The organism is Stappia sp., from assembly GCF_048268045.1.
Lineage (GTDB): Bacteria > Pseudomonadota > Alphaproteobacteria > Rhizobiales > Stappiaceae > Stappia.
Genome location: NZ_JBLWWG010000003.1, coordinates 376,570 through 395,864 on the forward strand (window position 1 = coordinate 376,570; position 19,295 = coordinate 395,864).

Below are 19,295 nucleotides of genomic sequence, written 5' to 3' on the forward strand. Positions count from 1 at the left end.
CCTGCGGGCTTGGCGCGTTTCTTGTTCCGGCAACCGTGGCGCGAAGAGGTGAAGATCCGGTTTCCGCAATTGCTTCTGCCCGGGAAACGCCGCTGCGGGAACGCGGCATGCCGGATTTCCCGCTTGATGCGGGCGCGCGCCTCTACTAGCGTGCCCGGCCAACGACGGCGTCCCCTCAGGGACTGAAAGCGAGTCCGGTGGCGATCGACCCATGTCGGGGATCCACTCCGGAGCTGTCTGGATGGCGCAACCTGTCCGCCTCCCTCTCTTGCGGGGGAGGGGTGGGTTGTTTGCGCCTCATCCGTACGGCCATGCGTTTTCCGCACTTCCTCCCGGATGCCGTCGGATGAATCGGACGAGGCGGTGGGCACCACCCGCCTGACGACAAGGGAGGGAGCTTCCGAGATGAACTGCGAATTTGTTTTCGGCGTCGGGATCGGCGAGCGTCCCTTCAGGCAATGCGAGGGAGATGTTTGATGGCCGATGGACATGCGAACGGCGGAGAGAAGCTCGGCCTGATGATTTGCGGGCACGGCAGCCGCAACCGCGGGGCCGTGCGCGAGTTCGCCCAGCTGGCCGAACGACTGAAGGAGCGCTTTCCCGACTGGCCGGTGGAATACGGCTATCTGGAGTTCGCCAATCCGGTGATCAAGGACGGGCTCGACAGGCTTCGCGAGCAGGGCTGCACCCGCATCCTCGCCGTGCCGGGCATGCTGTTTGCCGCCGGTCACGCCAAGAACGACATCCCTTCCGTGCTGAATACCTATCAGGCGCAGAATCCGGGCGTGACGATCACCTACGGCCGCGAACTGGCCGTCGACACGCGCATGATCCGCGCGGCCGGCGAGCGCATCCGCGAAGCGCTCGAGGCGGCGGGCGACGACGTGCCGCTGCACGAGACGCTGCTTGTCGTCGTCGGTCGGGGCGCCTCCGATCCGGACGCCAATTCCAACGTCGCCAAGATCACCCGCATGCTGTGGGAGGGCTTCGGCTTTGGCTGGGCCGAGACCGCCTATTCCGGTGTGACCTTTCCGCTGGTCGCACCCGGGCTCGAGCATGCCGCGAAGCTCGGCTACAAGCGCATCGTCGTCTTCCCGTATTTCCTCTTCTCCGGCGTTCTCGTCAGCCGCATCTACAACACGGTGGACGAGGTGGCCGAACGCCATTCGGACATCGAGTTCCTCAAGGCCGGCTACCTCAACGACCATCCGCAGGTGATCGACACGATGGCCGACCGGGTGCAGGAGATCCTCCAGGGCGCCAACCTGATGAACTGTCAGATGTGCAAGTATCGCGAGCAGGTGCTTGGCTTCGAGGCGGATGTCGGGCGGCCGCAGGAAAGCCATCACCATCACGTCGAGGGGCTTGGCGCCGACGCCGAATGCAAGCTGTGCGAGGATGTCTGCACCGGCGCCTGCGAGAAGCAGGTGGCCGCGCATGATCATCATCACCACGACCATGGTCACGGCCATGACCACGGCCACGATCACGGCCATGACCATCATCACGGACACGATGATCACCATCATGGTCACGGCCATTCGCACGGCCATGATCATGACCATCACCATCCGGTCTATCCGCACGCGGACCACCCGCTCGGACCGAAGTCGATGCGGAAGAACGGCTGATGGAGTCGCGTCCGCGCTACGATTATGTGAAGGATCCCGCGGAAATCTACCGAAGGTCCTTCGCCATCGTGCGCGGCGAGGCGGCGCTCGAGCGGTTGCCGGAAGCCTTGCGGCCGATGGCGATCCGCGTCGTGCACGCCTGCGGCGACCCCTCGGTAACAGCGCATCTCGTGTGGAGCGACGACGTGGCGGAAAAGGTCTCCGCCGCGCTTGCCGGCGGCGCGCCGGTCTTCACGGATGTGCGCATGGTCGCCGAGGGCATCATCCGCAGCCGGCTGCCGGCCTCGAACGAGATTGTCTGCACGCTCAATGATCCACGCGTGCCGGCGCTCGCGGCGGAACTTGCCACGACACGCTCGGCCGCGGCGGTCGATCTCTGGCGCGACCGGCTTGAAGGCGCGGTCGTTGTCATCGGTAATGCGCCGACAGCGCTGTTTCATCTGCTGGAGCGGATCGGCGAGGGTTTCCCACGTCCGGCGGCGATCATCGGTTTTCCGGTCGGTTTTGTCGGCGCGGCGGAATCGAAGGATGCGCTCGCCGTGAACCCCTTCGCCATCGCCCATGTGGCGATGCGCGGGCGGCTCGGCGGTTCGGCGATGGCGGCTGCCGCCCTCAATGCGCTCGCCGGCGGCGTGCCTGAGGAGGCGCGCGCATGAGCCTTGCTCCCTGGCTTACCGTGATCGGCCTTGGCGAGGACGGTGTCGAGGGCCTTGCCCCGCTCGCCCGCCAGGCGCTCTGCGAGGCGACATGTGTCTTTGGCGGCGCGCGTCACGCCGAACTCGCCGCGTCGTTCCTGGGCGCGCGCGGGATCTCCGTCACGCCCTGGCCGAGCCCCTTTTCCCATGGGGTGGACCTGCTGCTCGAACGGCGCGGCACGCCGGTCGTGGTGCTTGCCTCCGGCGATCCCATGTGGTTCGGCATCGGCGCGACGCTGGTCCGGCGGATCGATCCGGGCGAGATCGTCGTGCTGCCCGGACGCTCGTCCCTGTCGCTGGCCGCCGCCCGCCTCGGATGGCCGCTCGCCGAGGTGGAGATCCTGTCGCTTCACGGCCGCCCGCTCGACAGCTTGCGGGCCGTTCTGACGCCTGGCGCGCGCATTCTCTGTCTCACCTCCGGCGGCTCGGCACTGCCAGGGATCGCCGACCTTCTGGTCGATGAAGGCTATGGCGAAAGCCGGCTCGTGGTGCTGGAGCACCTCGGCGGGCCGCAGGAACGGGTGATCGAGGCCAGCGCCGAGCGGTTCGAGGGGCCCGTTGCGGATCTGAATGTCACGGCCATCGAGCTTCGGGCCGTGCGCCACACGCCGTTGCGCGCCCGCGTGCCGGGCCTGCCCGACGACGCCTTCCGTCACGATGGCAAGCTGACCAAGCGCGAGATCCGCGCGGCGAGCCTTGCCAAGCTGATGCCGGTGCCGGGGGCGTTGTTGTGGGACGTGGGCGCAGGGTCGGGGGCGGTCGCCATCGAGTGGATGCGCGCGGCGCGCGGCGCGCGCGCCATCGCGCTCGAGCCCAACGACGAGCGCCGCGCGGTCGCCCGTGCCAATGCGGCGGCTCTCGGCGTTCCGGGGCTGGACTTGCGCGACGCCACCGCTCCCGAAGGACTTGCCGGCCTCGAGGCTCCCGATGCGATCTTCCTCGGCGGAGGCGCGAGCGCGCCGGGGATCATCGAGACGGTGCTTGCCGCGCTCCGCCCGGGCGGCCGGCTCGTCGCCAACGCGGTGACGCTCGAAAGCGAGGCGGTGCTTCTTTCGGCCCACGCGCGCTTCGGCGGAGAGCTGTGCCGCATTGCCGTTTCGCGGGCCGCGCCCGTCGGCGGAATGACCGGCTGGCGTCCGCTGATGCCGGTAACCCAGTGGAGCCTGGTGAAGCCATGACCGCATTCTCCTGCCCAGGCGCTGGAACGCTCTACGGCGTCGGCCTCGGTCCCGGCGATCCGGAGCTGATGACGCTGAAGGCGCACCGGCTGATCTCCGCGGCCAGGGTGGTCGCCTATCCCGCGCCCGACGACGGGGAGAGTTTCGCCCGTTCGATCGCAGCCGGTATCATTCCGCCGGACGCGCGCGAAATCGCCATCGTCGTGCCGATGCGGGTGGAGCGCTTTCCCGCGAAGGAGGTCTACGACAAGGCCGCCGCGGAGATCGGGGCGGAGCTCGCCGCAGGCGTCGACGTGGTGGTGCTTTGCGAGGGCGACCCGTTCTTCTACGGCTCCTTCATGTATCTCTTCGAGCGGCTCGCTGGCCGCTTTCCGGTGGAAATCGTGCCGGGCGTGACCTCGCTGACAGCGACGGCGGCGGCTCTCGCGCGCCCGTTGACCGCCCGCAACGACGTGCTGACCGTCATTCCCGGCCCGCTCCCCGATGAGGAGATCGCCGCGCGGATCGAGGCGGCCGGCGCGGTCGCGATCATGAAGGTCGGTCGTCACCTGCCGCGTCTCAGGGCGCTGATCGAGCGGCTGGGCCTGCTCGCGCAGGCGGGGTATGTCGAACGCGCGACGCTTGCCGCCCAGCGAGTCGCCCCGCTTGCCGACGTGGCGTCGGAGGCGGCGCCCTATTTCTCGATGATCCTGATCTACAAGGGAGACGAAGCGTGGACGCTTCCGCCGCAATCCTCGTCCTGACGCCGGCGGCCCTTGCCACGGCGCGGCGCGTCGCCGCCGCCCTGCCGGGCGCGACTCTGCACGGGCTCGCCCACCGGGTGCCGGGGCTCGATGTCTCCTTCGCGGAGACGCTCAATCATATCCGCGCACTCTACCAGGCCGGCACGCCCATCGTCGGCGTCTGCGCCTCGGGCATCCTCATCCGCGCGCTTGCCGCGGTGATCGAGGACAAGCGCGCCGAGCCTGCCGTCCTTGCGGTTTCCGAGGACGGAGCGAGCGTCGTGCCGCTGCTCGGCGGCCACCGGGGGGCGAATTCGCTCGCCCGCCAGCTCGCTGCCGCGCTCGAGGCGCATGCCGCGATCACCACCGCCGGCGATACGGCGCTGGGCGTTGCCCTCGACACGCCGCCGGCTGGCTGGTGGCTGGCCAATCCGCAGGACGCAAAGGGTTTCATGGCCCGGCTTCTCGCCGGAGACCCGGTGCGGATCGAGGGTGAGGCACCGTTTCTCTCCCGCTCGCGGCTTGTGGTCTCGCCATCCGCCGAACTGGCGATCTCGGTGACGGAAACCGCCGTGCCGCCGGGTCCGGACCGGCTCGTCTACCATCCGATGAAGCTTGCCGTCGGCGTCGGCTGCGCCCGCGGCTGTGCGCCGGAGGAACTGGTTGCGCTGGTGCGCGAGACGCTCGAGACGGCGGGGCTGGCACGCGGCGCGGTGGCGCTCGTCGCCTCACTCGATCTCAAGGCAGACGAGCCGGCGATGGCAGCGCTTGCCGCCGACCTCGGTGCGCCGTTGCGTGTCTTCGACGCGGCGCGGCTCGAACAGGAGGCCGCGCGGCTCGCCAATCCCTCCGAGGTGGTCTTCGCCGAGGTCGGGTGCCACGGCGTTGCGGAAGGAGCCGCACTCGCCGCGGCCGGTGCCGCGGGATCGCTGATTGTCGAAAAGCGAAAGACGGCCAATGCGACGGTCGCCATTGCCATCGCGCCGGAGCCGATCCGGCCGGGCGACGTGGGCCGGGCGCGTGGTCGACTGGCCGTCGTCGGCATCGGGCCGGGGCGCGACGACTGGCGCACGCCCGAGGTCTCGCGGCTTCTCGCCGAGGCCGACGAGGCTGTCGGCTATTCGCTCTATCTCGACATCGTCGCACCGCTCATCCAGGGCAAGCCGCGCCATTCCTTCCCGCTCGGGGCGGAGGAGGAGCGGGTGCGCTATGCTCTGGAACGTGCCGGCGAGGGGCGCTCCGTCGCGCTTGTCTCCTCTGGCGACGCCGGCATCTATGCCATGGGCGCACTGGTTCATGAACTTCTCGACCGACCGGAGACGGAAGGCGGCGTCAGCGATGCGGCGCGGCGCATCGAGGTGGTGAACGCGCCCGGGATCTCGGCGCTCCAGGCGGCCTCGGCCCGCTCCGGCGCGATCCTCGGTCATGATTTCTGCACCATTTCCCTGTCCGACCTGCTGACCCCCTGGGAAGCGATCGAAACGCGGCTGAAGGCGGCTGCGGAGGGCGATTTCGTCATTGCCTTCTACAATCCTGTGTCGAAGCGCCGGCGCAGCCAGTTGGCCGCCGCGCGCGAGATCCTGCTGGCCCGCCGGCCGGCGGACACGCCGGTCGTGCTTGGCTACAACCTCGGCCGCGAGGGCGAGACCATCACCGTCACGACGCTGGGTGCGCTCAAGGTCGACGACGTCGACATGCTGACCACCGTGCTGGTCGGGTCTTCCGCCTCGCGCACGGTCATGACCGGCTCGGGCAAGCCCTTCGTCTACACGCCGCGCGGCTACGCCAAACGCATCGAGGAAAAGCTATGACCGTCCATTTCATCGGCGCCGGTCCGGGTGATCCGGATCTCATCACCGTGCGCGGACTGAAGCTCATCCAGTCCTGCCCCGTCTGCCTCTATGCCGGCTCGCTGGTGCCGGAGGCCGTCGTCGAGGCGGCACCGGAAGGCGCGCGCGTCATTGACACGGCGCCGATGACGCTGGACGAGATCATGGCGGAAATCGAGGCGGCGCACGCGCGCGGTGAGGATGTCGCGCGTGTCCATTCCGGCGACCCCTCGCTCTATGGTGCCATTGCCGAGCAGATCCGTCGGTTGCGGGCGAAGGAAATCCCCTTCGACGTGACACCCGGCGTGCCGGCCTTCGCCGCCGCCGCCGCCGCCCTCGGCCAGGAGCTGACCGTGCCGGAAATCGCCCAGACGGTGATTCTGACCCGCACGACGATGAAGTCCTCCGACATGCCCGAGGGCGAGGACCTGGTGACGCTTGGGCGCAGCGGTGCGACGCTCGCCATCCACCTGTCGATCCGCAACCTGCGCGAGATCGAGCGCCAGCTCGTTCCGCTCTACGGCGCCGATTGTCCGGTGGTGGTTGCCTACCGCGTCGGCTGGCCTGATCAGGCGTTCATCCGCGGCACGCTCAGCGACATCCGCGACAAGGTGCGCGACGCCAAGATTACCCGCACGGCGCTGATCTTCGTCGGCCGCGCACTCGAGCCGCAGGAGGATTTCCGCGACAGCGCGCTCTATCACGCCGACCACGTTCATGTGCTGAGGCCAAAGCGCAAGTCTGCAACCTGAATATTTCATAAAAGTGTATTTGCAACCAATTAGTGCATGGCTTAGACTTCCTGCATCGATCCAGCAGGGGGACAGATCATGTCGCAAAGACACCAGCAGCTCGCACGCGCCGTTTCGCTCGGGGGGGACAAGCGCACGATCACGGACTTCTATGACGAGTGGGCAGGGAGCTACGACAGCGATGTGGTCGAGACCATCGGCTACGTTGGCCATCTCATCACCGCAGACGCCCTTGCCGCGCGCGTGCGCGACGACGCCCAGGTGCTGGACGTCGGCTGCGGCACCGGGCTCATCGCCGTCGAGCTGAAGAAGCGCAAGCACAGCCTGCGGATCGACGGCATCGATCTGACGCGCAGCATGCTGAACGAGGCGGTTGCCACGAATGTCTATCGCCATCTCACCCTCGGCGACCTGACGGGCAAGCTCGATTTCCCCGACGATTGCTACGACGGCATCGTCAGCTCCGGCGTCTTCACCACCGGCCATGTCGGCCCGTCGGGTCTGGACGAGCTCATCCGCATCGCCAGACCCGGTGCGCCCATCGTGCTTGCCGTGCGCGACACCGCGTGGGAGGGCGAGGGCTTCAAGGCCTACATCGAGGAGCTGGAGGCGGGCGGAAAGATCGTGATCCGCGAGGTCCGGCTGAGCACCTATCTCGGAAATGAAGGCGTCTTCTGCCAGCTTTGCGTTCTCGAGGTGGTCTAGGAGAGGCACCAGGCGCGGGTTTGCATCTTCTGCCGTGTCTTTCTAGGCTTGGGGCCCGAGCCACAACAAGGAGAGACCCGCCATGGAGACGGCAAACCCGCTCTTGCAACGTGCCTATGCCCTGGATGGTGACGCAACCCGCATCCGTGATCTCTACGCGGACTGGGCACGAAGCTATGACGCCGACACCCTCGGGGGCATGGGCTACGTCGCGCCGGCCGTGGTCGCGGACGTGCTGGCCGAGGCGCTCGCCGGGTCGCCCGCGGTGGTTCTCGACGCCGGCTGCGGCACCGGGCTCGTCGGTTTCGAGCTCAGCAAGCGCACGCAGACGGAGATCGACGGGCTGGACCTGTCTCCCGGCATGCTCGAGCAGGCGGAGAAACGGGGTGTCTATCGGCGGTTGTCCGAGGCAGATCTGACCGGCCGGCTCGATCTGCCCGACGACAGCTATGACGGCGTGGTGAGCGTTGGCGTCTTCACCAGCGGTCACGTCGGGCCGGAGGCGATCGACGAGCTTGCACGGGTGGCCAGGCCCGGCGCGCCGGTCGTTCTCACCGTGCACGAGAAGGTCTGGGACGCGGACGGCTACGCGGCGCATCTCGCCGAGATGCACGCGCGCGGCCGTGCCCGCGTGCGCTCCGTCAGGGACGCGCCCTACCAGGAGAAGGAAGGCTACCGCTGCAAGCTCTGCATTTTGGAAGCCGCCTGATCGGTCCGGGCATCTTCAGGCCGCATCGATCACATGGGCGAAGGAGCCCATGACCCGGCCGACGCACAGGCCCACATCGCCGATCAGCGTCCCGGTTGCGTCGCGGGCTTCGAAGAGCCGAGGGGCATCGCCCTCGAAGCGGATGGTGGCGTAGTGGAACTCATGGGCGGCAAGACGCCCGCGCCAGGGCAGGTTGCCATAGGCATGCAGCCGCCGGTAGCCGAGTTGGCGGCGGCGCTCGGCGAAGCTCGTTTCCAGTGGCAGCAGGCCGAGCATGACGTGTGTCCTGCCGGTCGCGTCGGTGATCGTGTCGCCGAGCGTCATGTAGCCGCCGCACTCGCCGTAGACGAGGGCGCCGCGCGCGGCCGCCGCTTGCATGGACTTGCGGAACGTCTCCGCGCCAGCCAGCCGCTCGGCGTGGAGTTCCGGATAGCCGCCGGGCAGATAGACCGCATCGACGTCCGCGCCCGGGCCTTCGTCGGCGAGCGGCGAGAAGAATGAAAGTTCCGCTCCGGCGCTCCGCCATCCCTCAAGCAGATGCGGATAGCAAAAGGCGAAGGCAGTGTCGCTGGCGATCGCCATTCGCTGGGCAAGCGGCGGCAGCGGCGGCATCGGCGCATCCGTTGTCGCCGGGATGCCGGCGAAGAGCGGGGCAGCGGCAGCGGCGAGTGCGTCGAGGTCGCAGCATCCCGCGATGCGCGCGGCGGCTGTGTCGAGGAAGCGTTCAAGGTCGGCGTGCTCGCCCGCCTGTTTCAATCCCAGATGTCGCTCGGGCAGTTCGAGAGCGGCGTCGCGCGGCACCGCGCCGAGAACGGCCATGCCGATGCCGGCAAGGGCAGTGCGCAGCATCGCCTCGTGCCGCGCGCTGCCGACCCGGTTCAGAATAACGCCGGCCAGGCGCACGTCGGCGCGGTGGTCGCGAAAGCCACGCACGAGGGCGGCGATGGACTGGGACTGTTTCGCCGCATCGACGACAAGGACGACCGGAAGGCCGAGCCGGGCGGCGAGATCGGCGGTCGAGCCGGTACCGTCCGCCGCGCCGTCGAAAAGCCCCATCACGCCTTCGACCAGGAGGAGATCCGCACCTTGCGCGCGCGTGCGCGCCAGCGTGTCGAGAAGGCCGCCGCGCATGGCGTGGGCATCGAGATTGACGCAGGCGCTGCCGCTTGCCGCCGCATGGAAGGCCGGGTCGATGTAGTCGGGCCCCGCCTTGGCGCTGCTCACGGCAAGCCCCCGACGGGCGAGGGCGCGCAGCAGCGCGAGCGTCAGCGTGGTCTTGCCCGAGCCCGAGGCGGGCGCGGCGACAACCAGGCCGGCTGGGGCGGCTGGGGGCTGTCTCGTCGTCGACAAGGAGAGGGCCCTCACCCGGTTTCGGCGGTCGCGTCGCGGGACCCGAGCGGATCGGGATGCAGCTTGCGCCCTGCCATGGCGCCGAGCCAGTCGAGGCCGGCGCGCAGCCGCACCACTTCGCCAACGCAGACGATGGCCGGCGGCTCGAGCTCTGCATCCGCCGCATCGCGCGCCGCGCCGCCGAGCGTTGTTTCCAGAACCTGCTGGTGCGCGAGCGAGCCGTTGCAGACGATGGCGACCGGCTCCTGCGGCGAGCGACCGGCGGCAATGAGCTTGTCCGCGATCTGGGCGAGGTGTTTCATCGCCATATACATGACGATGACCGGAGAGCCGCGGCCGATCCCCTCCCAGTCGATGGCCGAGGGGGTCAGGCCGGTCTGGTCATGGCCGGTGAGGAAGGTGACCGCCTGGTTCGTGTCGCGGTGGGTGGCCGGAATGCCGGCGTAGGCGAGGCCGCCGATGCCGGCGGTGACACCGGGAATGATGCGGAAGGGAACGCCGGCACCGACGAGCGTCAGCGCTTCCTCGCCACCACGCCCGAAGACGAAGGGATCGCCGCCCTTGAGCCGCAGGACCCGTTTGCCGGCCCGCGCATGCTCGATGAGCTTCAGCGAGATGTCACGCTGCTTCGGGCTCGGCTTGCCACCGCGTTTGCCGGCATAGTCCACCGCGGCACCGGGGCGGGCGAGGCCGAGGATGCTGGTGTCGACGAGTGCGTCATAGACGATCACGTCCGCCTGCTGAAGGCCGTTCAGCACATGCAGCGTCATCAGGCCCGGATCGCCTGGGCCCGCGCCCGCGAGCCAGACCCAGCCCGGTTCGAAGACGGGAAGCGCCAGGCGGTCGGGGTCGGGCCGGTCGAGGGGGCGGAGCGTCGCATCGGTCATGGTGGCGTCAGTTTACGTCGGCTTCGCCGCCGCGCCAAGGTCGGTGGACCGGCCGCAAGCATTTGATTTGCGACCTTTTCAGGCCTTTCTTGCGGATGTGTGCCGCTTGCCGCTCGCCGCCGCGTGACGATCCCCGGCGCCACGCCTATAGTCCGCCTCCATGAGCAAGGCCGATGCGACGAAGCTGCGCCGGGGATGGACCACGGGCGCCTGCGCCACGGCGGCCGCGAAGGCCGCCTACGAGGCGTTGCTGAGCGGACGCTTTCCGGATCCGGTGGAAATCGTTCTGCCGCGCGGCGAACACGTCGCCTTCGCGCTTGCCCGCGAGGAGACGGGCGAGGGCTTCGCCCGTGCCGCCATCGTCAAGGATGCGGGCGACGATCCCGACGTCACACATGGCGCGCTTGTGGTCTCCACCGTGCGCGCCGGCGCGGCGGGGACGGGCGTTGTCTTCCGCGCCGGCGAAGGCGTGGGCACGGTGACCCGAGCCGGCCTGCCGATCCCGCCCGGGGAGCCGGCGATCAACCCGGTTCCGCGCAGCATGATCGCCGGCGTCATTGCCGAGGTCGCCGCTCGCTGTGGCGGTTCCGGGGATGTCGAGGTGGAGGTTTCCATCCCTGGCGGCGAACTGCTGGCACAAAAGACCATGAACCCGCGCCTGGGTATCCTCGGAGGACTTTCGGTGCTTGGTACGACGGGCATCGTCAGGCCGTTTTCCTGCGCCGCCTGGATCGCCTCCATCCATCGCGGCGTCGATGTGGCGCGCGCCGCCGGTCTCGATCACGTCGTCGGGGCGACGGGGGCCACCTCGGAGGCGGCCGCGCTTGCCCGTCATCCGCATCTGCCGGAGATGGCCTGCCTCGACATGGGCGACTTCGCCGGCGGGCTGCTGAAGTACCTGCGCGCCCATCCGCTGCCCAGGCTGACGCTCTCGGGCGGTTTCGCCAAGTTCCTGAAGCTCGGACAGGGTGCGCTTGATCTCCATTCCGCCCGCAGCCGCGTCGACTTCGACGCGCTTGCGCAGGTGTTGGCGGATTGCGGGGCTCAGGCGGATCTCGTTGCCGCCGCGCGCGGCGCCAACACAGCCAAGGAAGTGCTCGATCTGGCGCAGGCCGCCGGCATCGATGTCGCGCAGGAGGTCGCCCGTGCCGCCAGGACCGCGGCGCTCGCCGTTCTGCGCGGCGCGCCCGTCGACGTCGAGGTCTATCTGGTCGACCGGGCCGGCGCGATCGTCGCGCATGTGCCTTTTTCCGACGAAAGCGGGATGACATGAGGCTGCTTCTGCTCGGCGGCACCGGCGAGGCGCGTCTGCTTGCCGCGGAGCTTGCGGGCGACAGCCGGGTCGAGGCGACGGTGTCGCTCGCCGGCGCGGTCGCGCGGCCGCAGGCCTATGCGCTGGCGACCCGCACCGGCGGCTTCGGCGGCGCCGACGGGCTTGCTGCCTATCTCGGCGAAGAAGGCATTGCGGCGGTGGTCGACGCGACGCACCCATATGCCGCGAGGATTTCGGCCAATGCGGTCGAGGCCTGCTCGGCAACGGGCGTTGCGCTTCTGCGGCTGGAAAGGCCCGCATGGACGCAGGAGCCGGGCGACCGGTGGACGGTCGTTGCCGATGTGCCGGCGGCAGTCGATGCTCTGCCACCGGGGGCGCGGCCATTCCTCGCGCTGGGACGCAAGGAGATCGGCGCGTTCGCTCGCCGGGGCGACCTGCACTGTCTGATGCGCATGATCGATCCGCCGGAGGAGGGGGAGCGGCTGCCGCCCGGCACGCTTGTTCTTGCCCGTCCGGGCGGCAGCGTTGAAGAGGAGCGGGCGCTGCTGGAGGCGCACGGCCTTACGCATGTCGTCGCCAAGAACAGCGGCGGCGGCTGGTCGCGGGCGAAGATACTGGCAGCGCGCGCGCTCGGTCTTCCCGTCGTTCTGATCGACCGTCCCGCGCTTGCGCCTGCCGAGACGGTAAGCGACGTGGACGCGGTTCGGCGCTGGCTGGAAAGCCGCCTCTAGCGGGCTGCGCGTCAGACGGAACGGGCGCGAAAGAGGCGGGTGCGTACCGTGAGACAGGCGATTTTCCAAAGATAGCGCAGAACGCCGGTCGTGTAGCGCCTGCCCAGCCGGCGCGGCTCGCGTGCGAGGCGATAGACCCATTCCATCCCGCTGGCGCGCAGTGCTTCCGGCGCGCGCACGGCCGCCCCGGCGGTGAAGTCGAACAACGCGCCGACCCCGAAGGCGAGTGTCGCCGCGCTTTGCTCGAAGATCCGTCCGATCAGTTCTTCCTGAAGCGGGTTGCCCATGGCGACGAGCAGGATGTCGGTGTTGGCATCGGCGATGTCCCTGGCAATCTCCTCCTCGTCTTCTCGGGAGAAGTAGCCGTCGCGGGCACCGCAGATCACGAGATGGGGATAGCGTCCTGCGAAGATGGCGGCGGCGCATTCGACAATGTCCTGCTTCGCCCCGAGCAGGAAGACCCGCGTGTCGGGCGGGGCGGCGGCCAGAAGGGCGGGGATCAGGTCCGTGCCGTTGAGGTTGTCGGGAAAACCCTGCCCGTAAAGCGCCCGTGCCCCGATCTCCGCGCCAATGCCGTCGTTGAGCACGAGGAAGTTGCGGAGTGTTTCGGCATAGGCCGGATCATCCATCGCCATCAGCAACCCGTGCGCATTGGCGAAGGCAACGAGATGGCGATGGCCCGCGCGCAGCGCCTCGACGAGGAAGGAAATCGCCTCCTCCCGGGTGGCTCGCGCCACGCGGACAGGTCCGATCGCCACCGTCGGAAGCTCCGCTTCACCCGTTTCCGCTCGCTCGCTGATGTCCATTGTTCTCCGCTTCGCCCTGATGCACGGCTTGCGCGTCGCGCGCTTTGCTCCACCTAACACGAAAGCGTGCCGCGTGCATGTGGCAGCCGCCGTCGGCACAGTGTCGGTGGCGATCAGGCCGCGACCTTGGGGAAATATTAACCATGAACGCCGCAGGATTGCCGCAACATCGGGTGAGACTGCCCGATGCGTGGCTGCGGTGCGCCCTTCGCGCGCGCGCCTCGCGGAAGAGAGAGACCGGACCTCGACAATGACCGACATCTACCAGATCCCCGGCATCTTGAGGAAGCGGATCGTCTGGCTGGTTATTGTGCCGGCCATCTGTGTCGCGCTGGCCATCGTCTATCTGATGCTGCGCACGCCTTCCTACCGCGCCATGGCCGAACTGCTCATCGAACCGCAGGCGTTGCAGATCGTTGGCAACGAGATCGTCTCGCGCCAGGGCGGCGACGGGGTGCAGCGGCTCGCCATCGACAGCCAGACCTATGTCATCCTGTCGAACGAGGGCCTGACCCGGGTGATCGACAAGCTCGACCTGGAAAACGATCCCGCGATCCTGCCGAAGTCCGGCGGTCTGTTGTCGCGTCTCCTCGGCAAGGCGCCGAAGGAGACCACGGCCGAGGACAGGCGGGCAGCGACCATCGATGGATTGCGCGACCGCCTGCAGGTCATCCGCGTCGAGAATTCCTTCGTCTTCGACATCTTCATGAAGCATCCCGACCGCTTCAAGGCAGCGGCGATCGCCAATGAGGCCGCGCGCGTCTATCTCGACGAGCAGCGCGGCCGGCGCACGGATTCGACCCTGCGGGCTTCCGTGGAGCTGCAGTCCCAGGCCGATGACTTGCGCAAGCGGTTGCAGACCGCGGAAGCCAACGTGGAAACCTTTCGCGCCGAGAACGGTCTGATTAGCACCGGCGAGCGTGGCCTCGTGGTCAGCCAGAGCCTTCAGGACATCAATTCGCAACTTACCCAGGCAAGGGTCGAGCTGGAAGGGGCGAAGGCCAACGCCGATCTTCTCGACACGGTCACCGTCGCGGCGATTGCGGGCGGCGCGTTGCCGGCCAGGCTCCAGACCGCGACACTGGGCTCGCTACGCGTGCAGTACGCGCGCATCGCCGAGCGCGAGGCGCAGGCGGCGACCACGCTCGGCGCCAATCATCCGCAACTTCGCGAGTTGCGCTCGCAGCTTGCCAACACCCGCCAGATGATCGACGACGAGCTGGCCCGCGTGCGCAGCTCCGTCAACGCCGACCGGCAGCGCGCGGAGGCCAATGTCGCTGCGCTGGAGGCCGAGCTCGCGCGCGTGTCCTCCACCAGCGTCGACCAGAGCCGGGCCCAGATCCAGCTTCGCCAGCTCGAAAGCGAGGCGGAATCGCTGTCCTCGGTCTACCGCGCCTTCCTGAGCCGGGCGAAGGAACTCGACGAACAGAGCGGCATCGACACCAGCAACTCGCGCATCATTTCCCCTGCCGTGGCGCCGCTCAGGCCCACCGGTCCGTCCGGGCTCATCGTGGTGCTGGCCGCCGGCGTGTTCGGCGTCATTCTTGCCGCCGGAGGAGCGGTCGGCTGGGAGATGTTGAACGGCAAGCTCGGCTCGGAACGCGAGTTGGTGGAAATGACCGGCGTGCCGCTGATCGCCAGCGTCAACGTGCCAGCGACCGGGGCTTCCGGACGACGGCATCTTTTGCAGGCGCGCGCGGGCAAGGGGGCGGCCGCGGCCCGGCAACTCGCGGTCACGCGCATTGCCTATGCGCTGCGCCATGCCTTCGAGGGCGAGCGGCCAGCTCAGATCCTTGTGCTCGCGACCGGTGAGGGCACCGACGTCGCCCCGCTGGCGCGGGCGATTGCCGCGGGTCTCTACGACATGGGCGAAGAGGTGCTTCTGGCCAGGCCGAACGGCGCAAGCCCGGTCGACGACGTGGCTCCTCTGGCGATCTCGCGTGCCGCTTCCGGCGGGGAGGCTGCACCCGCGCGCTCGCGCCTGTCTGCGCGCCGCCGGCAAGCGGAGATGAGGGACCGGGACGTCGCGGCGCGGCAAGACGCGGGTGAGATCTTGTCTGCTGGAGCGCCTTTCACCGTCGAACGGCTCGACGGACGGGCGCAGGGCGCCGGCGCGGCCGCCATCGCGGCGGAGAACGACGAGTTCCTGATCATCGACGGCGGCTCGGCACTCGACAATCCCTATCTGCCAATGCTCCTGGGCTGCTGCGATGCGATCCTGCTGGTCTCCACGGTCGGCGAGACCGGGCGCTCGGAACTCGACCGCACGCTGGCACTGCTGAAGCCCTGGGAAGACAGGATGATCGGCAATGTCGCGCTGGCGGCCTGAGGCGCTCGGAGCGCCCGTCTGGAACCGCCTGCCGCAGGCCCGTCCGACCTTTTCGCGCCGGCCCGCGACCTATGACCTTTGGCTGAAATCCGCCGCCGGCGTCGTCATCGGCGCGGTCGTCTTCAACTGCTTCCTTGCTTTCGTCAACACCCGCGTCGCCGGTGTCTCCCAGAACATGGTGATGATGGCGGAGGCGCTGCTGATCGCGATGGCGCTGCTGCTTGCCGCCGACCGGCGCGCCGGTCTCTACACGGTCGTCGCCGTCTATCTCGCCTATATGGCGATGATCCTGGCGCTGCGCCCCGAGCTCGACCTCAAGGCGATCCGCGACGGGCTCATTCCCATCGCCTTCTACTTTCTTGGGCGTCGGGTGCGCGATATCGAGAGCGTCGACCGGATCGTGCTGCTGTCTGCTGCCATCGTCGTCGCCGTCGGCTTCTTCGAGTACTTCCTGCTCGACCTCTTCATCGCCAATATCAACATCCTCAAATACTACATCGCCCGCGGATCGCTGGAGGTTGGCGACAACTACATCGAGGACTCCTCCCTCTTCATCAGCGGCACGCGCATGCAGGGGCGCAACCTGCTGCCCTTTCTGGGCACGCACCGGGTGTCCTCGGTCTTTCTCGAGCCGGTGGCTATGGGCAACTACGGCGCGTTCCTGGCACTGTGGGCGATATTCCGCAAGGACATGGATCGGCGCTGGCTGCTCTTCGCCGCCGCCGCCGTCGTCATCGTGCTGGGCGATGCGCGCTTCGGTATGCTCGTCTGCTTCGCGATCTATGCGATGACGCTGGTCTACCGGATCGTTCCGCGCCTGATCTGGGTGCTGATCCCGGCGCTGATCACGCTGGCGATGGCGATCTACGGCCTGTCGACCGATGCCCTGCGCTGGGAGGACGATCTCGCCGGGCGCTGGCTGCACGCTTCCTGGCTGCTGCTCAAGCTGGATGGCTTCGCGGTCTTCGGCATGTCGCCGATCAACGGCTTTCTCGAGGACAACGGCTACGCCTATTCGCTGCATCAGATCGGGCTTGTCGGGGTGGCGGTGCTGTGGTCGCTGTACGTCTTTGCGCCGCTGCGCTCTCCCGACGCCTGGCGGTTTCGCGCCGGACTGATCACCTATGTCTGCCTGCTAATGGTGGTCTCGAGCTCTTTCTATTCGATCAAGACCGGGGCGCTGCTGTGGTTCTGCGCTGGCGCCGTCGATGTCTGGCGGGGCTTCGCGTCGAGGCCCGAGCACCCTCCAGGCAGTTAGCGCGCGAGCGCTTCGCGGTAGAGCGCCTCGTAGCGCAGCGCCGTGCCTTCCCAGGAATAGGCGTCGGCGACGGCCATCACCGCCGCGCGTGTCGCCGCCGGCGCTGCGGACAGCCGTGCGTGGGCGGCCTGCAACGCGTCCGCGGCCGCCAGCGGGTCGGAGTAGTCGGCAAGTGCGATCTCTTGGTGCTTCGCGGCGAAGGCCGAAAACGCGGCGTTCGGTTCGACCACGGGCACGAGCCCGGCGCTCATCGCCTCGATGAGGGCGATGCCGAAGCCCTCGTAGACCGAGGCGCTGGCAAAGAGACTGGTCTTTGCGAGGATCTCGCGCATGCGCGTGTCGCTCGGTCCGACGTGCAGGCGCACCATATCGCCAAGACCATGCTTGATGATCATTGCCGTCACATCCTCGGCAGACCAGTCGAACGGGGTGCCGATGATGTCGAGCCGCCATTGCGGGTCGCGCGCGGCCAGCACGGCCATCGCCTCGATCAGCCGGTCGACCCGCTTGTTGGTCGACAGCCGTCCAATGGTGACGATGCTCTTACCTGGTGTCCGCGCGCCGGCATCGCCGAATTTCGACAGGTCGACGCCGTTCTCCACGAGCCGCACGGTGTCGGGCGCGATGGTGGCGAACCGGTCGAAATCGCTCTGGCTGCAGCAGGCAATCGCCCGGTACGCGCGTGCCGAAAGCCGGGTCAGCGTGTTGAACCAGACCGTCTTGAGACCGCCTGCGTTGCCGCTGTGAAAGAAGCCGCCGTGTGTGGTGGCGACGAGGGGTTTGCGGTGGAAGGGGGCGGCGAGCGCAAGCGCATCGAAGAAGAAGTCTATGGCATGGACATGCACCAGATCCGCATCGGCGATGGCGCGAAACACCCCCGGCGTCACCGGATAGCGTGAGGATCCGTGGAACGACAGCCGCACCACCTCCACCCCGTCGATCTCCTCGCGCGGGGGCAGCGGCTTGTCGGTCCCGCCGCGAAACACCCGATCGCAGGTGACGACACGGATATGCTCGAACCGTCCCTTTTGCCGGGCCGCGAGGCTCGCCACGAAATCCTCAAGACCGCCGACGCTCGGCTTGTACTGACGCACCACATGAACGAGCCTGATGTCGGAAAGTGGCGTGCTTGTGCTGGCGGAGGCACCGGTCATCGCGACGCCTCGGCCGGCAGCACACGCGGATCGCCGCCACGCGAGGCGATCGCCCGGAACACGCCCTCGATGCCGCAGACCGCATTGGCCATGGCGTCGTCGGGATATTCCGCGTTCTGACGCGGCAGCAGCATCGGCGTTTCGAGATGGTCGGGGAAAAGGCAGCCGGGCGTCGTCGTCACGCCGGTGCGGAACCCGATATCCGCCAGCAGCGAGGCTTCGCGCGTGCCGGTGATCGAGGGCGGCCCATAAGGATAGGCAAAATGCGGAACCTCGCGCTGGAGCAACTGCTCCAGATCCTGCTTGTTGCCGGCGATGTCCTCCCTGGCGTCGTCGCGGGCAAGCAGGCTCAGCGCACGGTGGGTCCGCGTGTGGGCGGCGATTTCCACGAGCGGGTGGCGGTCGAGTTCGCGCACTTCGCCGGCATCCATGAATTCCGCGTCGACAAGCCCTTCGAGCGAGATGCCATGGGCGGCGAAGACTGGTGCGAAGGCCTTTGCCCGACGGAAGTCCTGCCAGACCCAGGCAATGGCGCGGCCGAGGCCGGCGACCTTGCTCTGTCGGGTCGGGCAATGGAAGCGGACGCCCATCGGCGCGATGTCGAGGGTATCGTGCTCTCGAAACAGGGCGGTGAGCCCAAGCCACCAGGCATTGAGCGTGCGGTCCATCGCTCCGCTCGGCACATAGATCGTCGCCGGCGCGTCGTGGCGCTCGAGCACGGGCAGGGCAAGGGTGCGGTTCGAGCGGTAGCCGTCGTCGAAGGTCAGCACCGCGAAGGGACGGGGATTGCCGCCGGCAAGGCGGGACATCGCATCGTCGAGCGAGACGATATCTCGGCCGGACCGGCGCAGGTGATGCAGGATCGCCTCGAAATCGGGAACCCGGCATCCCTGCCCGAGCGTCCGCTCCGGGTCGCGCACGAAGTCGTGAAACATCAGGATGACGCCGCGCCCACGATACCTCCGGCCGATCAGCGACGACAGGCGGCTTGCCGCGATGACGCGCAGGCCCGCTGTCCTGATCCGCTGCTTGAGCGTTTGCGCGACTGTCGGTTTCGGTGTGATCCCAACTCGCTGCACCGGTGTTCCCCCAGGTCTTTGCGGCGCCTGCGCCATGACGGCCGCAAGAGCGTGCGGCGTCTTTCTGCAAGTAGCGACGGACACTATGCGGCGGGAATGAACATCCCGTTGCACGTCGCTCTTTGGCCGCGATCTTGGCAAACAGTGCCTTTCCTGCGACCCGACGTCACTTGCGGATTGCGAAGCGTCAATTTGATGTTAAGTGCT

Annotated in this window: 17 protein-coding genes; 12 read left to right on the forward strand and 5 right to left on the reverse strand. The window is 68.1% G+C overall.

The window, feature by feature from the left end; genetic code table 11:
* Positions 1-476: 476 nt before the first annotated feature.
* The 8 genes from ACN0WF_RS06820 (at position 477) to ACN0WF_RS06855 (ending at position 8,221) form a co-directional block, all read left to right on the forward strand.
* Positions 477-1,631, forward strand: coding sequence for a sirohydrochlorin chelatase (locus tag ACN0WF_RS06820; RefSeq protein ID WP_417772050.1), 1,155 nt, complete (start codon positions 477-479; stop codon positions 1,629-1,631).
* Entirely contained in the window at positions 1,631-2,287 is a 657-nt protein-coding gene (locus ACN0WF_RS06825; RefSeq protein ID WP_417772051.1) for a precorrin-8X methylmutase, read from the forward strand. Before ACN0WF_RS06820 ends, ACN0WF_RS06825 begins: the two co-directional genes overlap by 1 nt.
* A complete protein-coding gene (cbiE, locus tag ACN0WF_RS06830; protein WP_417772052.1) occupies positions 2,284-3,504 on the forward strand; it encodes a precorrin-6y C5,15-methyltransferase (decarboxylating) subunit CbiE in 1,221 nt (406 codons plus the stop codon). Before ACN0WF_RS06825 ends, cbiE begins: the two co-directional genes overlap by 4 nt.
* Positions 3,501-4,247, forward strand: a complete 747-nt coding sequence (gene cobI, locus ACN0WF_RS06835) for a precorrin-2 C(20)-methyltransferase (protein ID WP_417772053.1) — start codon at positions 3,501-3,503, stop codon at positions 4,245-4,247. The genes cbiE and cobI overlap by 4 nt, the downstream gene beginning before the upstream one ends.
* Complete coding sequence (cobJ, locus tag ACN0WF_RS06840) at positions 4,217-6,037, forward strand: precorrin-3B C(17)-methyltransferase (RefSeq protein ID WP_417772054.1); 1,821 nt, start codon at positions 4,217-4,219, stop codon at positions 6,035-6,037. Before cobI ends, cobJ begins: the two co-directional genes overlap by 31 nt.
* A complete protein-coding gene (cobM, locus tag ACN0WF_RS06845; protein ID WP_417772055.1) occupies positions 6,034-6,807 on the forward strand; it encodes a precorrin-4 C(11)-methyltransferase in 774 nt (257 codons plus the stop codon). The genes cobJ and cobM overlap by 4 nt, the downstream gene beginning before the upstream one ends.
* Before the next feature lie 78 nt (positions 6,808-6,885).
* Positions 6,886-7,512: a class I SAM-dependent DNA methyltransferase gene (locus ACN0WF_RS06850; RefSeq protein ID WP_417772056.1), complete on the forward strand. Its 627-nt coding sequence runs from the start codon at positions 6,886-6,888 to the stop codon at positions 7,510-7,512.
* Positions 7,513-7,594: 82 nt separating this feature from the next.
* Positions 7,595-8,221 (forward strand): class I SAM-dependent DNA methyltransferase, encoded by a 627-nt coding sequence (locus ACN0WF_RS06855; RefSeq protein WP_417772057.1) that lies wholly within the window; start codon positions 7,595-7,597, stop codon positions 8,219-8,221.
* A gap of 15 nt (positions 8,222-8,236) precedes the next feature.
* Here ACN0WF_RS06855 and ACN0WF_RS06860 read toward each other — a convergent pair whose 3' ends face one another.
* Positions 8,237-9,571, reverse strand: a complete 1,335-nt coding sequence (locus ACN0WF_RS06860) for a cobyrinate a,c-diamide synthase (protein WP_417772058.1) — start codon at positions 9,569-9,571, stop codon at positions 8,237-8,239.
* Positions 9,572-9,582: 11 nt separating this feature from the next.
* Entirely contained in the window at positions 9,583-10,458 is an 876-nt protein-coding gene (gene cobA, locus ACN0WF_RS06865) for a uroporphyrinogen-III C-methyltransferase (protein WP_417772059.1), read from the reverse strand.
* A gap of 160 nt (positions 10,459-10,618) precedes the next feature.
* Between cobA and ACN0WF_RS06870 the strand changes: the two genes are divergently transcribed.
* Positions 10,619-11,731, forward strand: coding sequence for a cobalt-precorrin-5B (C(1))-methyltransferase (locus ACN0WF_RS06870; protein ID WP_417772060.1), 1,113 nt, complete (start codon positions 10,619-10,621; stop codon positions 11,729-11,731).
* Positions 11,728-12,462: a cobalt-precorrin-6A reductase gene (locus tag ACN0WF_RS06875; RefSeq protein ID WP_417772061.1), complete on the forward strand. Its 735-nt coding sequence runs from the start codon at positions 11,728-11,730 to the stop codon at positions 12,460-12,462. Before ACN0WF_RS06870 ends, ACN0WF_RS06875 begins: the two co-directional genes overlap by 4 nt.
* 11 nt (positions 12,463-12,473) lie before the next feature.
* Here ACN0WF_RS06875 and ACN0WF_RS06880 read toward each other — a convergent pair whose 3' ends face one another.
* On the reverse strand, positions 12,474-13,268 hold the full coding sequence (locus tag ACN0WF_RS06880; RefSeq protein WP_417772062.1) for a WecB/TagA/CpsF family glycosyltransferase: 795 nt from the start codon (positions 13,266-13,268) through the stop codon (positions 12,474-12,476).
* Positions 13,269-13,518: 250 nt separating this feature from the next.
* Here ACN0WF_RS06880 and ACN0WF_RS06885 point away from each other — a divergent pair, with 250 nt between their 5' ends.
* Entirely contained in the window at positions 13,519-15,597 is a 2,079-nt protein-coding gene (locus ACN0WF_RS06885; protein ID WP_417772063.1) for a GumC family protein, read from the forward strand.
* Entirely contained in the window at positions 15,578-16,855 is a 1,278-nt protein-coding gene (locus tag ACN0WF_RS06890; protein ID WP_417772064.1) for a UDP-phosphate alpha N-acetylglucosaminyltransferase, read from the forward strand. The genes ACN0WF_RS06885 and ACN0WF_RS06890 overlap by 20 nt, the downstream gene beginning before the upstream one ends.
* On the opposite strand, the gene ACN0WF_RS06895 is transcribed toward ACN0WF_RS06890, so the two are convergent.
* Both ACN0WF_RS06895 and ACN0WF_RS06900 read right to left on the reverse strand, forming a co-directional pair.
* The gene (locus ACN0WF_RS06895; RefSeq protein WP_417772065.1) at positions 16,852-18,009 is read right to left on the reverse strand and encodes a glycosyltransferase family 4 protein; all 1,158 of its coding nucleotides are present in this window, start codon (positions 18,007-18,009) and stop codon (positions 16,852-16,854) included. The genes ACN0WF_RS06890 and ACN0WF_RS06895 overlap by 4 nt on opposite strands.
* On the reverse strand, positions 18,006-19,088 hold the full coding sequence (locus tag ACN0WF_RS06900; RefSeq protein ID WP_417772066.1) for a polysaccharide deacetylase family protein: 1,083 nt from the start codon (positions 19,086-19,088) through the stop codon (positions 18,006-18,008). Before ACN0WF_RS06900 ends, ACN0WF_RS06895 begins: the two co-directional genes overlap by 4 nt.
* Between the last annotated feature and the right edge of the window lie 207 nt (positions 19,089-19,295).